Consider the following 16748-nt stretch of genomic DNA (forward strand, 5'->3'; position numbering starts at 1 on the left):
AGTGTGAGTGCCGTTCACCGTCGGGCAAATGACGGAGGCGGCTACTCCCGTCCCATGAATACCCGTGCATGCCAGTTTGTTAAGGTCCTGGAAGAGTGGGTCCACCAGGCCGGGCGCACCCGCCCGGATCGGACAACTCCGCAGGTCACCGGGCCGCCCACCGTTGCCTTATTCCAAGGGCTCGCTAAGAATGAACCAATGACGGTCTACGTGCGTTCACTTGAAACTGCAGTTCCGAAAACGATGCTGATCCAGTCGGAAGCCCGGGATGTCTTTGCGGCCCAGCCTGGCCTGTCCAGGCTTGGTTCCCGGCTGGTGAACACGTGTTTCGATTCAGCGGCCATTGACACCCGCTTTACTGCCGTCGAGGAACTGACCAACGAGTTCCGCTCGGACGATCCGCAGTTCTACGACCCCGCCACCGGCCTCCTCCTGAACCCCGGCACCAAAGCCCGGAATGAGATCTTCGGCCGGGAAGCCACCAAGCTCTTCGTCGAAGCCGCCCGCTCCGCCGTCAACGCCTGCCCGGAACTCAATTTACTTGACATAACTCATCTGGTGACAGTCTCCTGCACGGGATTCTTCAACCCGGGGCCCGACTACAAAATCGTGCGGGAGCTAGGCCTGGATCCAGCGGTCCAGCGCTACCACCTCGGCTTCATGGGCTGCTATGCGGCCTTTCCCGCGCTGCGCGCAGCAAAGCTGTTCTGCGAAGCCGACCCCAACGCCGTTGTCCTGGTGGTCTGCGCCGAACTGTGCTCGCTGCACGTCCGTACCTCCAACGACCCCGACACCATCATGGGGTCAGCACTCTTCGCCGATGGTGCGGCAGCCGCCGTCGTCACTGCCCGGCAAGGCGCCGAAGACCACGCGCTGATGCAGCTGGACCATTTTGAAACAGTCCTCACCCCCGTCGGCGAGGACTCCATGGCCTGGAACATTGGCGACCACGGATTCGAAATGGTCCTGGGCAACTACGTCCCGCACATCATCGACGACCACATCGTCGGGGCACTGGCGCCTCTCCTGGCGCGGGAACCGGAACTGGCAGCACTCCCCTACTCCTCCATCCGCCACTGGGCCATCCACCCGGGCGGCCGCAGCATCCTCGACAAAGTCGAGTCCAGGCTCGGCCTCACGCAGGAACAGCTGGTTCCGGCCCGCGAGGTCCTCCGCAATTACGGCAACATGAGCAGCGCTACTGTCCTGTTCGTCATCAAGCACATCCTGGAACAGGACCCGGAGCCGGGTGACGAACGGATCTGCTCCATGGCCTTCGGCCCCGGCCTCACTGTGGAAACGGCGGTCTTCACGAAACTGCGGCAAGCGCCGCGCACCACCCGGCCGGCGCACAACTCTCCAGAGGAACAGGTGCAGGAGGGGCTGCCGGTGGAAGCGCCGGTGGCCTGATCCCCGTGGATCTCCTGCTGCGGCGGCGCGCCGCCTGGGCGGTGGAAATCATGGACCTGCCCGACTGCGACCCGCAGGCACTGGACAACACGTACCGCCAGTTCGCTGTCACAAACCGGATGCTCTCCGGATGGCGCCGGCTGTACGTGCGCGAGCTGCGTCCTTTCCTGGCCGGCAGCTCCCGGCCCGTGACGCTCCTGGACATTGGCTCAGGCGGAGGGGATCTCCCAACCCTGCTGTGGCGCTGGGCCGCGCGCGACCACCTCGCCCTGCACATCACGGGCATCGATCCCGATCCCCGGGCCGCCGCCTTCGCTAAGCGGCGCCCGGAAGTCCCGGGACTCACTTTCCGGCAGGCCCACAGCGCCGATCTGGTGAGCGAGGGCAGGCAGTACGACTTCGTGATTTCCAACCATGTCCTGCACCACCTTGCTGAGGCACAACTGCAGGAACTGCTGGCGCATTCGCAAGTGCTGGCCGAAAAGGCCGTGGTGCACAACGATCTCCGCCGCAGCCCGGTTGCCTATGCCCTTTTCAGTGCCGCCGCCCTGCCCTTCCGCCATTCATTCATCCGCGCGGACGGGCTCACGTCCATCCGGCGCAGCTATTCGCGCCGGGAACTGGCGGCCGTCGCTCCCCCCGGCTGGGTGGTCAGACCGAGCAGCGCCTTCCACCAGGTCCTCGCTTTTTCGAGGGACTGACGTGGAAACAGACGTGGTCATCGTCGGCGGCGGCCCGGTGGGCCTCTACCTGGCGGCTTCCCTGCTCCAGGAGGGCGTCTCCGTACGGCTCCTCGAGCAGCGGACGGAACGCAATATCCACACCCGCGCCATCGGGATCCATCCTCCCGCCCTCGAGGCGCTGGACGGCGTCCACCTGGCCGATGCCATGGTGCGGGAGGGCGTGCCGATCCGTGCGGGAATGGCCCTCAGCGGCGGGAGGACCGTGGGCACCATGTCCTTCGCAGGCGTTTCGGAGGACTTTCCGTTCGTACTGGCCCTCCCCCAATACCGGACGGAACAACTCCTCGAGGAACGCGTCAATGCCCTCGACAGCCGGGCCATCGTCAGGGGCGTGCGCGTCACAGGAGTGAACGACGACGGCGCTTCGGCCACCGTCGTCGTCGAACCTTCCAGCGACGCAACGGCAGGGGGCGGCAGCTTTGAAGCGTCAATTGTGGTCGCCGCCGACGGCGCAAGGTCACGGCTGCGCGATGCCGTCCGTATGCCCGTCCGCACCAAGGCCTATCCGGACCACTACCTGATGGGCGACTTCGCCGACTCCGGACGCCATGGGCAGATGGCTGTCCTCTTCCTCGAGCCGGAGGGGATCGTAGAATCCTTTCCGCTCCCGGGCGGGCTGCGGCGGTGGGTGGTACGGCTCGGCCAGCCCGCGGAAGGAGCCGACGCCGGCCGGCTGGCACGCCTGGTCCTGCGGCGGACGGGAATCCTCCCTGACGTGCGGACCAACACCATGCTGAGCGCCTTCAGCGTCCGCTCCACAATGGCCCGGCGCATCGTGGCCGGGCGCGTAGTGCTGGTGGGCGACGCCGCCCACGAAATCAGCCCGATCGGCGGCCAGGGCATGAACCTTGGCTGGCTGGACGCCCAGGCCCTGGCTCCCGTGGTTCGGGAGGCTGTGGCGGGAAAGCCAGTGGCCGGGCGGCTTAAGGCATTCGACGCCGGGCGGCGACGTGCCGCTGTGATCGCGCGGCGCCAGTCCGAAGTGAACATGCTGCTGGGACGTCCGCTGCCGGCGCCGCTCCTTAGGCTTCGCAACCTTGCCATCGGCGGAGCCGCTTCAATCCCGGCCATGAACCGGTGGACGGCCCGGCGCTTCACCATGCAGTAGGGCCGGGAACGCTCGGACATGGCGCCCGGCGGGATTCAGCGGAAGTAGCAGTCGTAGCTGTCCTGGCTCACGATTTTTCCGTCAGCAACCTCAAAAACCGACGACGTCCGGGCCCGGATGGTCTCCCCCCGGTCCCAGTAGCGGAGGTCCATCCGGACCGTCGCTGACCAGTCTGCCTCCACGGCCACCCTTCCGCCTTCACAGGTGGTGCGCCTGATGTGGAACTTCTGGTCCGAGACCACCTCGGAGCTCTGGTCCGCGCCGGCAAGGACCGAAGCGAGCGTGCGCGTGGAGCCTTCCGGAGCCAGGAGGTGCGGTGCTTCCACCAGCACGAAGGTGTCCGCCAGGAAAGGCCTGATCTCAGCGGCCCCTCCGCCTGCTTCCAGTACCCGGATGAATCCGAGGACCCGATCCAACGGGGAGATGCTCAGGGAAGGGTCTTCAGCCATGGAAACGACACTAACCCACTGCGGCCGGGAGGATGACGGAGGCCAGTAGGCTTTCCCCATGAACCCCATCCCGCCGGAGACCACCGCCAGCGATGAACAGATCCGGGAAACCGTGGAGCGGATCCTTTCGGCCGGAACGCTCCCGCCCATCGTGCAGGCCGGCCACCCCGCACTTCGACAGCGCGCCGCCGCCCTTGACGGTCAACTCTCCTCCGACCAGCTGGAGCGTCTCATCGCCCTCATGCGGCAGGTTATGCACGAGGCCCCCGGAGTGGGACTGGCGGCGCCGCAGCTCGGCATCCCCCTCCAAATCGCGGTCGTCGAGGACCAGTTCGACGTCGATCCGGAGGCCGCTGCGCTGCGCAAGCGACGTCCATTGGAGTTCCTGGCACTCCTAAACCCCCGGTACACGCCGCTGGGAACGGAGTATGCCTCCTTTTACGAGGGCTGCCTCTCCCTGAACGGGCTCCAGGCAGTGGTGACCCGACCCGAGAACGTCCTGCTGGACTTCCAGGCACCCGATGGCTCACCGGTGCAGCGGGAGTTCGCAGGCTGGCAGGCCCGGATCGTGCAGCACGAAACCGACCACCTGAACGGTGTCCTGTACGTGGACCGGGCCCAGCTGCGGTCGCTCAGCAGCAACGCGGAGTACGCCGCGCACTGGGCGGAACCGGGGATCAGCAAGGCCCGGGCAGGGCTCGGGTTCGATACCGGCCCGGTCAGCGTCGCCGGCTCCTAGCCGGACCCATCCGGGGCGCCGGGCGGGCCGCCCTAAGATGGTGGCTATGCCCGCTCCCAAGCTTCCCCTGCTGTGCCCTGTGTGCTTCCAGCCGCTGGAGCCGGCGGGACCCCATCCCTCCGGCCACGGCCGCCTTCTTTGCGGATCTTCCCACAGCTTCGACGCCGCCAGGCAGGGGTACTTCAACCTGCTGGTGGGAAAAGGCACCGCGTTCGAAGCGGACACCGCCGAGATGGTGGAGGCCCGCTTCAACTTCCTGGGGAAGGGGCACTACCTGCCGCTGGCAGAGGCGGTGGCAGCCGCCGTCGTCCCATCCCTGCCCCGGGACCGAGCCGTCGTCCTGGACTCAGGAACCGGCACGGGACACTACCTGCGCGTTCTGCTTGATGCGGCGGCGGCCAACGGCCGGGAGGTGGCCGCCCTTGGGCTCGACATCTCGAAATTCGCCCTGCGGCGCGCCGCGCGGCTCAACCCGGAGGCGGTAAACCTCGCCTGGGACGTATGGCAGCCGTTGCCGGTGAAGGACAACTCGGTTGACGCGGTCACGGTAATTTTCGCGCCCCGGAACGCCCCGGAGTTCGCACGCGTGCTGCGGCCAGCGGGCCTGCTGGCCGTGGTGACACCCCGGCCCGGTCATCTCGCCTCCATTGCGGAGCCGGCCGGCATGCTCGGTATCGAAGAAGGCAAGGAGAACCGTTTGGCCGGGGCAATGGAGCCGCACTTCACGATCGAAAGCGCCCGGGACATCGACTTCCCCCTTGCGCTAACCCGCCAGGAGGCGGCAGACCTTGCGTTCATGGGACCGGCGGGGCATCACAGCGACCGCACCGCCATCGCCGCCCGGCTGGAGGGCCATCCGGAGCCCGTCCTGGCCGAAGCGCGGTTCCGCCTCACAGTCTTCCGCCCCGCGACGGCCCGGACGCAGTAACGACTTGGCCACTATCCCCGCCAACTCCCGGCGGCCCGCCCATAGGAAGGCTGCCAGCATTAGGATGGAAGAACAGTTGCTGGAGGGTCCGCGGTAGCGGCTCCCCGTAGCGAAGGGGGAGCATGTTGTTTGAATGGTTGGGCGAAAACTGGTGGGCACTGTGGCTCACCGCTTTCCTCGCCTTTGCAGTGATCGAGATGATCACCCTTGACCTGTTTTTCATCATGCTCGGCGGAGGAACCCTCGCCGCCCTGGTGGCTGATTTCGCCGGCGCTGACCTCTGGCTGCAGATTGTGGTTTTCTGCGTCGTCTCCCTGCTTATGATCGCCTTTGTCCGGCCGGTGGCCCTGTCCCACTTGAAGAAGGGTCCGTCCGAGCAGCGCACCAATGTTGACCGGCTGATCGGTGAACAGGCCGTGGTCATGGAACCCGTCTCCTCAGACGGCGGCCTGGTCAAAATCGGCGGCGATATCTGGAGCGCCCGCTCAGCGGCAGGAGTCCTTCCCGCCGGCCAAAAAGTTGTGGTGGCCGCCATAGACGGAGCCACCGCCGTGGTTTCGGCAGCATCCGAACCCGACACCAAGTCCTGATACAGCCTGATCAATTGGGGAAGAAGGAAATGTATGAATAACGCAGGAGGAGCCGCACTCGCCATTGTGCTGGTGGTCCTGATCGTGTTTGTGATTATTGTCCTGGTCCGGGCGGTCCGGATCATTCCACAGGCACGGGCTGGTGTTGTTGAAAGGCTGGGCAAATACCAGCGGACGCTCAATCCGGGACTGACCATCCTTATTCCCTTCGTTGACCGGCTCCTGCCGCTGCTGGACCTGCGCGAGCAGGTGGTCTCCTTCCCGCCGCAGCCTGTCATCACCGAGGACAACCTGGTGGTCTCCATCGATACCGTGGTGTATTTCCAGGTCACGGACCCGCGCGCCGCCACGTACGAGATCGCCAACTACATCCAGGCCGTGGAGCAGCTGACCACCACCACGCTGCGCAACGTGGTGGGCGGGCTGAACCTCGAGGAGGCGCTCACGTCCCGGGACCAGATCAACGGACAGTTGCGCGGCGTCCTGGACGAGGCCACGGGCCGCTGGGGCATCCGGGTTTCCCGCGTGGAACTGAAGGCAATCGATCCGCCCCACTCCATCCAGGACTCGATGGAGAAGCAGATGCGCGCCGAGCGCGACCGGCGCGCGGCCATCCTGACGGCCGAAGGAACCAAGCAGTCAGCGATTCTCACCGCTGAGGGCCAGCGGCAGGCCTCCATCCTGAAAGCGGAAGGTGATGCGAAGGCGGCCATCCTCCGTGCCGACGGCGAAGCCCAGGCCATCCAGAAGGTCTTCGACGCCATCCACAAGGGCAATCCGGACCAGAAGCTGCTGGCCTACCAGTACCTGCAGACACTGCCCAAGCTGGCGGAGGGCTCCTCCAACAAGCTGTGGATCATTCCCAGTGAAGTCGGCGAAGCACTCAAGGGAATCGGCAACGCCCTGGGCGGGACCACCCCGGAATCCGCCGGCGGCCTGTTCGACGAAGTCGGGGCCAAACCGTCGGAGCCTTAGGCGCTACGGCCGGAGGACCGGCTGACGGTCCTTGCCGGTTACGAGGAGGGGTCCGTGCTGAACGGACCCCTCTTTTGGCTGTTCCGGCCTTACGCCGGTATAATTGTGTATTTGTCCGGCTGGAGCAGATCCGCTGGAACAACAAAGCTTCGCGATGCGTTGAATCTAGAGATGCAGCACAGAGCACACAGTAGTCCGATGGTACGTGTTTACCGTCGGCCGGCGCGGTGTTGTACACCGCGAATCGACCAGAGGGAGAAATCATGAGCGATCGCAGCCTGCGGGGCATGCGCCTTGGTGCACAGAGCATGGAGACCGAGTCCGGAGTAGAGCCGGCTCCGCGCCAGCGTGTCGAGTACCGGTGCGAGGACGGCGAGCAGGTCTTCGTCACCTTCTCCTCAGAGGCGGAAATCCCCCCGGTGTGGGTTTCCAAAACCGGCAAGGAAGCGCTCCTGGTTGATGGCGAACGGCCCGACACCAGCAACGACAAAGCTGTCCGTACCCACTGGGACATGCTCCTGGAACGCCGCTCGCTGCCCGAGCTTGAGCAGATCCTCGAAGACCGGCTGACCATCCTGCGCGAACGCCGCGGAGAACGGCGCTCCGCCTAAGGAATCCAGCCCAGGGCTTGAACCAAAGGGGCTGTCCCTGCACTTTGTGCGGGGACAGCCCCTTCCTTGTTTAATTCGGCTTCTACGTGCTGTGCTGCAGCGGTTACGGCTGCCGCGCCGGTGTCTTCTTGCCGGTCAGGGCGTGCCAGCGGGCCTGCAGGCCCCACTTGGTGACGTTGACCATGGCTTCGAGCACGATGTTGCCGCTCATCTTGGAGGCGCCGAGTTCCCGCTCAACAAAAGTGATGGGCCGTTCCTCGATCCGGAGCCCCATGCGGGCCACCCGGAACGCGAGGTCCACCTGGAAGCCGTAGCCAACCGAGTCCACCTGGTCCAGGTTGAGCTTTTCCAGCGTGGTCCTGCGGAACGCGCGGTAGCCGCCCGTGACGTCCTTGATCTTCAGACCCAGCATGAGGCGGGCATAGGTGCTGCCCACCCTGGAAATGGCCTGGCGGTAGAGGGGCCAGTTGACGACGCTGCCGCCGGGAACCCACCGGGAGCCCATGGCAAGGTCGGCGCCCTGTTCAACGGCTTCCAGCAGCTGGGGAAGCTGCTCGGGCTGGTGGGAACCGTCAGCGTCCATTTCAACTAGGACGTCATATCCGGCGTCCAGACCCCACCGGAAGCCGGCAATGTACGCGGCGCCCAAGCCTTCCTTGCCCTTGCGGTGCAGGACGTGCACCTGGGAATCCTCGGCAGCGAAACGGTCCGCGAGCTGGCCGGTGCCGTCAGGGCTGTTGTCATCCACCACCAACACGTCCGACGCCGGGACCGCCGCGCGAAGCCGCTGGAGGGTCTTGGGCAGCGATTCCAGCTCGTTGTAGGTGGGAATGATCGTGAGGACGCGCACAGAGGGCCTTTCCTGGGGGAAACGGTCAGAGCGCCCGGCCGCAATCGGGGTCGCAGCAGGCGCAACTACCAATTATAGGGTGGCGGCAGCCGGGTCAGGACCGGAGCGCTGGACTTGCGAAAATTTCGGCGCCGTTCCTGACCGTTTGCAGGCACACCGGATCAGTGCCGGTGTCCAGGGCAGGCAGCAGCGGTGTCCGCGCCCTCGGGTCGGTGCTCCAGGACTGGACGCGGCCGTCCGCCACCTGGACCATCAGTTCCTCGACCTCCCAGACGGCGAAACTGGCAGGAGCTCCGGGCACGAGCTGTCCCGCCATGGGGTCGGAATATCTGGCGGCGCGCCAGCCTGCCCGGGTGTGGCCCAGGAAGGCTGCGCGGGCCGAAATCCGCTCATCCTGGTTGTGGTGCTCCAGGCAGGCGCGGACACTGGACCAGGGCCGCAGGGGCGTCACTGGGCTGTCGCTGCCGAAGCACACCGGAACCCCGGCCGCGAAGAGCCTGGCAAAGGGGTTCATTGACCGGCTCCGCTCCCCCAGCCTTTGTTCGTACAGCCCTCCGGGGCCGCCCCAGGCAGCGTCGAACGCCGGCTGGGCGCTGACTGTTACCGCGTACCGGGCCAGGGTTTCGACGGCGGCGGCGTCCACCATCTCCACGTGTTCAAGGCGGTGGCCTGCGGCACGCACCCGCTGCTCACCCACTTCACGTGCTGCCAGCTCGAGGGCGGCCAGCGCGGTGTCCAGCCCGGCGTCCCCAATAACATGGAATCCGCCTTGGACTCCGGCAAGGGAGCATGCAGCAAGGTGCGCTGCAGCTTCATCAACAGTCAGATACAGGCTCCCCTGCTCGCCCGGCGCGTCCCTGTACCCGGACCTTAGGGCGGCCGTCCGCGATCCGATGGAGCCGTCGATGTTGAGGTCGCCGGCCAGCCCCCGCACGCCGAAGCCAAACTGGTCCAGGAGGCTGCGGGCATGTTCTTCGGAGGCCGCCAGTTCCCCCCAGTAGGGAAGGACTTCAGGGACTCCGGTGCTTTCAGGGCCGCCGTTGTTCCATGCGGCGGCAAGCCGCAGGTCCTCTGCGCCGCCGATGTGCGGTGCGCCCATTTCCGCGACTGCCACGTAGCCATTAGCCGCCGCTTCGGACAATGCACGGCCCTGGTGGCGCCGCAGCTCGTCGTGCGGCAGCCGGCGGGTAGCCTGGCGGGCGGCCGTGTGCGCTGCCCGCCGGACCCTCGCCCCGCCGTCGAACCCGTCCAGTTCCCGGACGCCCGCCGAGCGGGCCAGGGACCCGGACACCAGCGCGGAGTGCACGTCCACCCGCGAGAGGTATACGTGCCGCCCGGCGGACGCCCGTTCCAGTTCCTCGGCGGTGGGCAGGGTGTCATCCGCCCAGGTGGTCTCATCCCAGCCGTGGCCCAGCACAGGTCCTGTGCCGGGGACGCCGGCTACGGCGTCCAGCAGTTCCTTGGCTGAACGGATTCCGCCCAGCTGCAGTGAGTCCAGCGCGATGCCGGTCTCGGTCAGGTGGATGTGGGAGTCCACGAAGCCCGGCGCCACGAGGGCGCCCCGGAGATCGATGATCTCCATTGAACTGTCAGCAATGGATGAGGCTGCCTGTTCGGATCCCACCCAGGCAACCGTGCCGCCGTCAACCACCATGGCCGTGGCAAAAGGGTCTGCCGCGGTGTAGACGGACCCGTTCCGGTAGAGGACAGTCTTAGCTCGGGCAGCGGGCAGCGGTTCAGGCTGGGACATGCGGGGCAGTGCTCCTGGAGTTGGTGTGGGCCGGCGGGCGGCCGGCGACGCTTGTCAGAGTACGGAGGAATAGGCCACGACGCCGCGGCGGATCAGCGAGATGGCTTCGGCACAGAGCCGGGCAAGGCGGGGTTCCAGGCCGGGAATCTTGGCGAGCTGGTCCAAGAGGTCGACAACCTGCTTCACCCACCGGACAAAGTCACCGGCTGCCAGGTCCGTGCCGCTCAGGACGTCCTGCAGGTGGCGGCCACGGGCCCACTTGTAGATCGGCCAGACGAGCCCCAGTTCGGGTTCGCCGGTCAGCGGAAGCTTGTTCTCCTCTTCCACGTCCTCCAAGGCAGACCACTCGCGGACGACGATATCCACCGACGTCTCAAGGGAAATACTGGGCATCCGCGGCCGGAGCCCCCGGTCCTCCCTTTTCGCCTGGTACACCAGCACACTGGCCAGTGCTGCAACTTCCACGGCATCCAGGTCGTCAAACGCGCCCAGCCGCAGGGACTGGGAAATGAGGAGGTCCTTCTCCCCGTAGATCCGCCGCAGCCGCTGGCCATCGGGACTGATGCCCAGCCGGCCGTCGGCAGCCGGCTCCAGATACCCGTACGCGGTCAGGACGTCGCACACACGGTCAAAGGTCTTGGCGATCGTGTTGGTCCGGCCCTGGATCTGGCGCACCAGCCCATCGGTTTCCCGCCGCAGCTTCCACCAGCGTTCGGACCAGCGGGCGTGGTCCTCCCGTTCGCTGCAGCCGTGGCACGGGTGGGCCCGGAGGACGCGGCGGAGGTCGGCGATGCGCTTTTCCTGGTTGGGCAGGGCCGTGGCAAGTCCGAAATCGTGGTTGCGGGTGTTGCCCGGGGCGGGCGGCCGGTTCTCCCGCAACGCATTCCGGGCCGAGGACGCGAGATCACGGCGGGATTTGGGCACCTTGGCATTGAAGGACTTGGGAATGCGGATGCGCGTCACCGGCGCAATGGGGCCTTCCAGATCATCGGTTCCGATTCTCCGCAACTGGTTGTCCAGCGTCAGGACGGCAGGCCGCGGCTCGCGGCTGGTGTGGTCCGAACTGAGCACAATGGCCGGGCCGGGCGCCCTGCCCCCGGGCACCTCCACCACGTCCCCCGGCAACAGGCGGGCCAGGGAATCATCGCTGAGTGATTTCCGGGCGCGGGACTTGGTACGCGAACCGGCGTTTTCGGCGTCGGAGAGTTCCCTCCGCAGCCGCGCGTACTCGGTAAAGTCGCCCAAATGGCAGGTCATCGACTTGGCATACCCGGCCAGCGATTCCTCCCGGCTGCGCACCTGCCTGGCAAGCCCCACCACCGAACGGTCAGCCTGGAACTGGGCAAAGGAGGACTCAAGGATTTCGCGGGCCCGGGCCCGGCCGAACTGGGCCAGGAGGTTGATGCTCATGTTGTACGTCGGCCGGAAGCTTGAGTTCAAGGGGTAGGTGCGCCGGGACGCCAGGCCGGCGACCGCCGTCGGGTCCGTACCGGGCTGCCACAGCACCACTGCATGGCCTTCGACGTCGATGCCGCGGCGGCCCGCACGGCCGGTCAGCTGCGTATACTCACCGGCGGTGATGTCCACATGGGCTTCACCGTTGAACTTGTCCAGCTTTTCCAGCACCACGGAGCGGGCAGGCATGTTGACGCCCAGGGCCAGGGTTTCCGTGGCAAAAACCGCTTTGACCAGGCCGTCGGCGAAGAGTTTCTCCACCACTTCCTTGAAAGTGGGCAGCATGCCGGCATGGTGGGCGGCGAAGCCCCGGATCAGTCCGTCACGCCAGGTCCAGAAGCCCAGGATATCGAGGTCGTCCGGCGGGATATCCTGGCCGGCTTCGTCAACGCGCTGGGCGATGATCCGCTGTTCCTTCTCCGTGGTGAGCCACAGCCCGGAGCCGACGCACTGTGCCACGGCAGCGTCACAGCCGGCCCTTGAGAAAATGAAGGTAATGGCAGGGAGCAGGTCCATGCGGTCCAGGCTTGCGATGACCTGGGGGCGGCTGGCGGGGCGAACGCCACGTTCGTCGCCGCGGCCGGGACGGTCGTTGCCGCGCCGCCCGCGCTGGCCGCGTCCGCCGGGCCCGCCCTGGCGGCTGCGGAAACTCTGCTGGATTTCGCTGCGCGCTACCTTGAGGAGGTCGGGATTGACGTCGACGCCGCGGCCCTTTGCGCTGTCCTTCGACGAAACCGGCTGCGTCTCCCCCTGGTCCACCGGCGGCGCAATTTCGTCGAAGCTGGTTTCTCCGGCGAACAAGTCCATGATCTGGCGGCCAACCATCACGTGCTGCCAGAGAGGTACCGGCCGGTGCTCGGAGACGATGATGTCAGTATCACCGCGGACGGTGTCCAGCCAGGCTCCGAACTCCTCGGCGTTCGAGACGGTGGCGCTGAGTGAAACCACCTGCACCTCGCTGGGGAGATGGATGATCACTTCCTCCCAGACGGCACCCCGGAACCTGTCGGCCAGGTAATGCACCTCGTCCATCACCACATAGCCGAGGTCGTCCAATGTTGCCGAATCCGCGTACAGCATGTTCCGCAGGACTTCCGTGGTCATGACGACGACGGGGGCGTCACCGTTGATGCTGGTGTCGCCGGTGAGGAGGCCAACATTCCGGGCGCCGTATTTTTCAGAAAGTTCGGTGAACTTCTGGTTGCTCAAAGCCTTGATGGGGGTTGTGTAAAACGCCTTCAGGCCCCGCTGAAGCGCCAGGTAGATGGCGAATTCACCGACGATGGTCTTGCCGGCGCCTGTGGGGGCCGCCACCAGCACTCCCCTGCCCTCCTGGAGGGAGCGGCATGACTGCCGCTGGAAGTCGTCCAGTTCGAAGTCCAGGGTACGGACGAAGGCTCCGAGGTATGTCGCCGCTTCGGCCCTGCGCTCGGCGCTGGCACGGTACCGCTCGGCAGGAGAGAGCTCTTCAGTGTCGGTGGGCCCGGCAGGGAACGGTCCAATGGAAGAAGGCCCGGTGTTGGAGGACATACCCCAAGCCTAACGGGGCTCAGAGGTTCTTGAGCTCACTGCCGGGGGTGGCGATGTCCGCTGTGGCCTCGGTTTCAGCTGCCCGTTTGGCTGTCCTGCGTTCGCGGCGCTTGTCGTTCATCAGGCAGATGCCGATCGCGGCAAAGAAAAGCACCAGCAGTGGGCCGGCCAGCATGAACATCGAGATGGCATCTGCTCCGGGAGCAGCAATGGCAGCGAGGACGAACACGAGGAACACTGTGATTCGCCAGGCCTTGAGGATGGTACTGCCGGAGATGATGCCCGCCATGTTGATGCCCACCAGCACCACGGGAACCAGGAAAGCCACGCCCAGGACCAGCACCATGCGGGTCACGAACTCGATGTATGTGCGGGCATCGATGACGCTGGAGGACCCTTCCGGGGTGAACTGCGTCAGCGCGTGGACCACCTGCGGCACAACAAGCCAGCCGGCCCAGATACCGGCCAGGAACAACGGGACTGCCGCCGCCATGTACCCCAGCGTGTACCGGCGTTCCTTGGAGGTCAGGCCGGGCGTGATAAACGCCCAGAGCTGGTAGATCCAGATGGGGCTGGAAATGACCACGCCGATGAGGAGTGACATTTGCAGCTTGAAATCGAACGGAGATGCAATGCTTCCGAAGTTTATGGCCGAGAGCCCGCCGGTCTGCTCGGAGATGCGGTTGACCGGCTCGGCCAGAGCCTTCAGCAACGGATCGTAAAGTATCCAGCCCCCGATGCCGCCAATGACGACGCCGATCGCCGACTTGATCAGCCGGTTCTTGAGCTCTTTGAGGTGGTCCCAAAGAGCCATCCGCCCCTCGGGGTTGGCTTTACGGGCCCGCGACAGTGCCACTGGGGGTCAGGCGCGGTTCGACGGCGGAACGTCAGTGCCGTCTGTCGGCTCACCGGGCTTCGCCTTCGGGTGGTTGACGATGGTGCCTTCCACCGGACCTGAGGCGTCAGTGGATTCGGTCTTGCCGTCGTTCTTCATTTCCTTGACTTCGGACTTGATGATCCGCATGGACTGGCCAAGGCTGCGCGCCATGGCCGGAAGTTTAGGCGCGGCAAAAAGGAGCAATGCAACAACGATGATAATTACGATGGGCCAGGGGCCATCAAAGAGTCTTCCCACGGGAAATCCTTTCGTTTCAATACAATTTTACTTCGAGGTGAAGTCCAGATCGCCGAGTGCCTGCGGCTGGCCCCGGTCGATCTTGCGCTGCACCCGCCGAAGACGGCGTTCTTCCTGTCGGGACGACTTGGATGCCTCGTAATCATGTCTCATGACAGTCGGCGAGGCAAAAACCGCGGATCCCGGGTGGGGCGTCGCCGGCGCTGTGGAGGCCGGGGATGTTTCCATGGGGCCCAGCTGCCCCAGTTTTTCACCGGCCGCCCCCAGGTCCTTGACGGTTGCCATGAACTGGCGGAACAACCGGATGCCCAGCAGGACATAGAAGAGCAGCGAGAGCGCAACGAGCGCCACCCATATCAGGATCCAGGACCACCAAGGCATGCTGAGAAGTCTAGTCGCCATACATGGCCAGCGATGCCGCCAGCCAGGTGCGGGCAGCTTCCGCCAGCTCCTCGGGGGCAAGAATACGGGCAGCACCCCCGTGCTGGGCCACGAACATCGGCAACCATGCGGTGTTGCTGAAGCGGATGTCCGCCACCAGGCCGCCGTCGGGCAGTTCCGCCGTGCGTTCCGCGTAGTAGTCATCTGCCAGTCCCCTCCCCTGCCGGGTGAGCTGGACGGTGACGGTGGTGTCGTCGTCGTTGGCGGTGAAAAGCTTTGCAGGCGCCCCTTCGGCCGGCGTGATGTCGGCGGAAACGGGAGCACCGTTCGGGTGCAGCTCCTGGACCCGGTCCAGGCGGAAATTCCGCAGCCCGCGGACCAGGTGGCAGTAGGCCTCGAAGTACCAGGTGTTGTCCAGGGAGTAGAGCCGGAGGGGGTCCACATCGCGTTCGGACACGGCGTCCCGCTGGGGCGACAGGTACGCCAGGCGCAGCTGTGAGCGTGACTCGATCGCCTGGCGCACGGCGGCGTGAGTGGCGGCATCCGCGGGTGCGACTTCGGGCCCGGCAAGGGAGGCCGCCCTGAGCCCTTCTTCGCCGGCTGCTGCCAGGAGTTTTAGCGTCACCGATTCCAGGGCGCCGCCCTCGGCTACTTCCGGCAGCCCGTTCAGCGTCTCCAGCCCGGTCAGGAGGGCGCAGGCCTCCTCCACGGTGAAACGGACCGGTTTCGTCAGGTCCAGGTCCTGGGTGATGTACACGTGGTCGTCGTCCCACTGGATGTCCAAAAGATCATCGGGATATCCCTCGGGCAGCCCGGAGCAGATCAGAATCTGCAGGTCGTCCTCCAGCTCCTTCCTGCTGACGCCGAACTGATCGGCGACGTCCTGGATGTGCAGGCCCTGGTTGTGCACCAGGAAGGGCACCAGTTGGAGCATCCGCTTGAGCTGGTCCTCGGAAGTGCGTTTGCGGACACTCCGGGCACGGGCCTCGCCGAAGCGGTATGAGGGCACAGGAGCCGCGCTGAAGTCCGCAGCGGCACGCAGCCTGCGGCGGACGGCTTTGACGAGCTCGGAGGGGGACACCGCGCGCGCATCCGGCCCGTATGAGGCCAGTTCCTCGGCCAGGCTCTCGGGGTCCCTGAATTGCAGGGCCAACCGCTCATAGCCGGCGGCCAGCCGCCCGGCCGCGTTGCCTGCGTCAGAGCTCCGCCGGCGCAGGGCCAGCAGGCGTCCTTCCCTGACGTCCACGATGGCAGGGCGCAGCGGAAGCTCCGGGAGGCGGGCCAGTTCCTGCCGTACATTGAAGTCCGCGGGCGGCGTAAAGAGCTCTTTGTCCAGGGTTGTCACCGCACTGGTAATGCGGGAGAGCCGGAAGTGCCGGGTGGCATTCCGCACCCGGTCGTGGCCCATCAGGTACCACTGGCCAAAGCGGCTGCCCAGGCCCCATGGTTCCACTGTCCGCAGTTCCTCCTTGCCGGTGGTGCCCGCGAGGTACGTGAAGGTGACGGGGTGCCGGGAGTGCATTGCGGCGACCAGGTCATCGAAGGCCTGTCCGGCGGGTTTGATCCGTGGCTGGACGCCGGCGGGCAGGCCGACGTCCGCCATCCGGCCGGAAGCCTTGAGCTTCCGGAGCGCGCTTTGGGCGGACGTGCCCAGGGCGGCGCGTTCCCACAACTGCGAGGCCAGGAGGAGTACGGTCCATTCCTCCGGCCCCAGCTGGACATCAGGAAGGCGGTTCGATTCCTTGCCGATCCGGTAGCGGGTGGTTGCAGGGTCGTCCTCGCTCCACCCCGTGTCCGTCAGTGTTTCCACATCGAAGCCGAACTGGCGGAGGTCGTTTTTGTCCCGTTCGAACATCCGCCCGAAGGCAACGTCGTTTCCTGACTGGTCGTGGTAGACCTTCTCCCGCAGCTCACTGCGGCGCAGGCCATACCGGGTGTTCAGGAGCGCGATGAGCAGGTTGAGGAGACGTTCAGTACGGGATACGGACACCCTGGCTACGTTACTAAAGTCCGCGCCGGAACGCAGAAAGCGCGGCAGGCCCGGGTGTTCAAAGTCCCGGGCCTGCCGCGCTCCTGGCGGTGATGGATACCGTT

General features: G+C 65.9%; 16 protein-coding genes. 8 read left to right on the forward strand and 8 right to left on the reverse strand.

Features of this window, described 5'->3' with window-relative positions:
* The first annotated feature begins 198 nt into the window (after positions 1–198).
* From PV768_RS11315 to PV768_RS11325, 3 genes are read left to right on the forward strand one after another with little or no spacing between them, the layout of a single operon-like run.
* Positions 199–1410 (forward strand): type III polyketide synthase, encoded by a 1212-nt coding sequence (locus PV768_RS11315; protein WP_421093061.1) that lies wholly within the window; start codon positions 199–201, stop codon positions 1408–1410.
* Between the two features lie 5 nt (positions 1411–1415).
* A complete protein-coding gene (locus tag PV768_RS11320) occupies positions 1416–2111 on the forward strand; it encodes a class I SAM-dependent methyltransferase (protein WP_421093062.1) in 696 nt (231 codons plus the stop codon).
* A 1-nt stretch (position 2112) separates the two neighbouring features.
* The gene (locus PV768_RS11325) at positions 2113–3261 is read left to right on the forward strand and encodes an FAD-dependent oxidoreductase (RefSeq protein ID WP_421093063.1); all 1149 of its coding nucleotides are present in this window, start codon (positions 2113–2115) and stop codon (positions 3259–3261) included.
* 35 nt (positions 3262–3296) lie between these two features.
* On the opposite strand, the gene PV768_RS11330 is transcribed toward PV768_RS11325, so the two are convergent.
* On the reverse strand, positions 3297–3710 hold the full coding sequence (locus PV768_RS11330) for a nuclear transport factor 2 family protein (RefSeq protein ID WP_321213568.1): 414 nt from the start codon (positions 3708–3710) through the stop codon (positions 3297–3299).
* Between the two features lie 58 nt (positions 3711–3768).
* Here PV768_RS11330 and PV768_RS11335 point away from each other — a divergent pair, with 58 nt between their 5' ends.
* The 5 genes from PV768_RS11335 to PV768_RS11355 all read left to right on the forward strand — a co-directional run bounded on the left by PV768_RS11335 (position 3769) and on the right by PV768_RS11355 (position 7553).
* Positions 3769–4449, forward strand: a complete 681-nt coding sequence (locus tag PV768_RS11335; RefSeq protein ID WP_321213567.1) for a peptide deformylase — start codon at positions 3769–3771, stop codon at positions 4447–4449.
* A 46-nt stretch (positions 4450–4495) separates the two neighbouring features.
* Positions 4496–5377: a putative RNA methyltransferase gene (locus PV768_RS11340; RefSeq protein ID WP_421093064.1), complete on the forward strand. Its 882-nt coding sequence runs from the start codon at positions 4496–4498 to the stop codon at positions 5375–5377.
* A gap of 125 nt (positions 5378–5502) precedes the next feature.
* Complete coding sequence (locus PV768_RS11345; protein WP_157242303.1) at positions 5503–5967, forward strand: NfeD family protein; 465 nt, start codon at positions 5503–5505, stop codon at positions 5965–5967.
* 33 nt (positions 5968–6000) lie between these two features.
* Positions 6001–6942 (forward strand): SPFH domain-containing protein, encoded by a 942-nt coding sequence (locus PV768_RS11350; protein ID WP_421093065.1) that lies wholly within the window; start codon positions 6001–6003, stop codon positions 6940–6942.
* Positions 6943–7205: 263 nt separating this feature from the next.
* On the forward strand, positions 7206–7553 hold the full coding sequence (locus tag PV768_RS11355; protein ID WP_013600997.1) for an RNA polymerase-binding protein RbpA: 348 nt from the start codon (positions 7206–7208) through the stop codon (positions 7551–7553).
* 103 nt (positions 7554–7656) lie between these two features.
* On the opposite strand, the gene PV768_RS11360 is transcribed toward PV768_RS11355, so the two are convergent.
* The 7 genes from PV768_RS11360 to PV768_RS11390 form a co-directional block, all read right to left on the reverse strand.
* Positions 7657–8403, reverse strand: coding sequence for a polyprenol monophosphomannose synthase (locus tag PV768_RS11360; RefSeq protein ID WP_321213565.1), 747 nt, complete (start codon positions 8401–8403; stop codon positions 7657–7659).
* A 94-nt stretch (positions 8404–8497) separates the two neighbouring features.
* On the reverse strand, positions 8498–10153 hold the full coding sequence (locus PV768_RS11365) for an amidohydrolase (RefSeq protein ID WP_421093066.1): 1656 nt from the start codon (positions 10151–10153) through the stop codon (positions 8498–8500).
* A 54-nt stretch (positions 10154–10207) separates the two neighbouring features.
* Positions 10208–13138 carry a DEAD/DEAH box helicase gene (locus tag PV768_RS11370; RefSeq protein ID WP_421093067.1) on the reverse strand — a complete coding sequence of 977 codons (2931 nt, stop codon included), beginning with the start codon at positions 13136–13138 and terminating at the stop codon, positions 10208–10210.
* A gap of 19 nt (positions 13139–13157) precedes the next feature.
* Entirely contained in the window at positions 13158–13952 is a 795-nt protein-coding gene (gene tatC / locus PV768_RS11375; protein ID WP_157242307.1) for a twin-arginine translocase subunit TatC, read from the reverse strand.
* Between the two features lie 48 nt (positions 13953–14000).
* On the reverse strand, positions 14001–14273 hold the full coding sequence (tatA, locus tag PV768_RS11380; protein ID WP_045731378.1) for a Sec-independent protein translocase subunit TatA: 273 nt from the start codon (positions 14271–14273) through the stop codon (positions 14001–14003).
* A 27-nt stretch (positions 14274–14300) separates the two neighbouring features.
* Positions 14301–14654, reverse strand: coding sequence for a hypothetical protein (locus tag PV768_RS11385; protein ID WP_157242308.1), 354 nt, complete (start codon positions 14652–14654; stop codon positions 14301–14303).
* 10 nt (positions 14655–14664) lie between these two features.
* A complete protein-coding gene (locus tag PV768_RS11390) occupies positions 14665–16644 on the reverse strand; it encodes a helix-turn-helix transcriptional regulator (RefSeq protein WP_421093068.1) in 1980 nt (659 codons plus the stop codon).
* Positions 16645–16748: the final 104 nt, after the last annotated feature.

The organism is Pseudarthrobacter sp. CC4 (assembly GCF_048957775.1).
GTDB lineage: Bacteria > Actinomycetota > Actinomycetes > Actinomycetales > Micrococcaceae > Arthrobacter.

Bases quoted from the DNA above. Each gene is read 5' to 3' on its own strand.
- PV768_RS11315 (WP_421093061.1), top strand. From the start codon at position 199: ATGACGGTCTACGTGCGTTCACTTGAAACTGCAGTTCCGAAAACGATG.
- PV768_RS11330 (WP_321213568.1), bottom strand. From the start codon at position 3,710: ATGGCTGAAGACCCTTCCCTGAGCATCTCCCCGTTGGATCGGGTCCTC.
- PV768_RS11335 (WP_321213567.1), top strand. From the start codon at position 3,769: ATGAACCCCATCCCGCCGGAGACCACCGCCAGCGATGAACAGATCCGG.
- PV768_RS11340 (WP_421093064.1), top strand. From the start codon at position 4,496: ATGCCCGCTCCCAAGCTTCCCCTGCTGTGCCCTGTGTGCTTCCAGCCG.
- PV768_RS11350 (WP_421093065.1), top strand. From the start codon at position 6,001: ATGAATAACGCAGGAGGAGCCGCACTCGCCATTGTGCTGGTGGTCCTG.
- PV768_RS11355 (WP_013600997.1), top strand. From the start codon at position 7,206: ATGAGCGATCGCAGCCTGCGGGGCATGCGCCTTGGTGCACAGAGCATG.
- PV768_RS11365 (WP_421093066.1), bottom strand. From the start codon at position 10,153: ATGTCCCAGCCTGAACCGCTGCCCGCTGCCCGAGCTAAGACTGTCCTC.
- PV768_RS11370 (WP_421093067.1), bottom strand. From the start codon at position 13,138: ATGTCCTCCAACACCGGGCCTTCTTCCATTGGACCGTTCCCTGCCGGG.
- tatC (WP_157242307.1), bottom strand. From the start codon at position 13,952: ATGGCTCTTTGGGACCACCTCAAAGAGCTCAAGAACCGGCTGATCAAG.
- PV768_RS11385 (WP_157242308.1), bottom strand. From the start codon at position 14,654: ATGCCTTGGTGGTCCTGGATCCTGATATGGGTGGCGCTCGTTGCGCTC.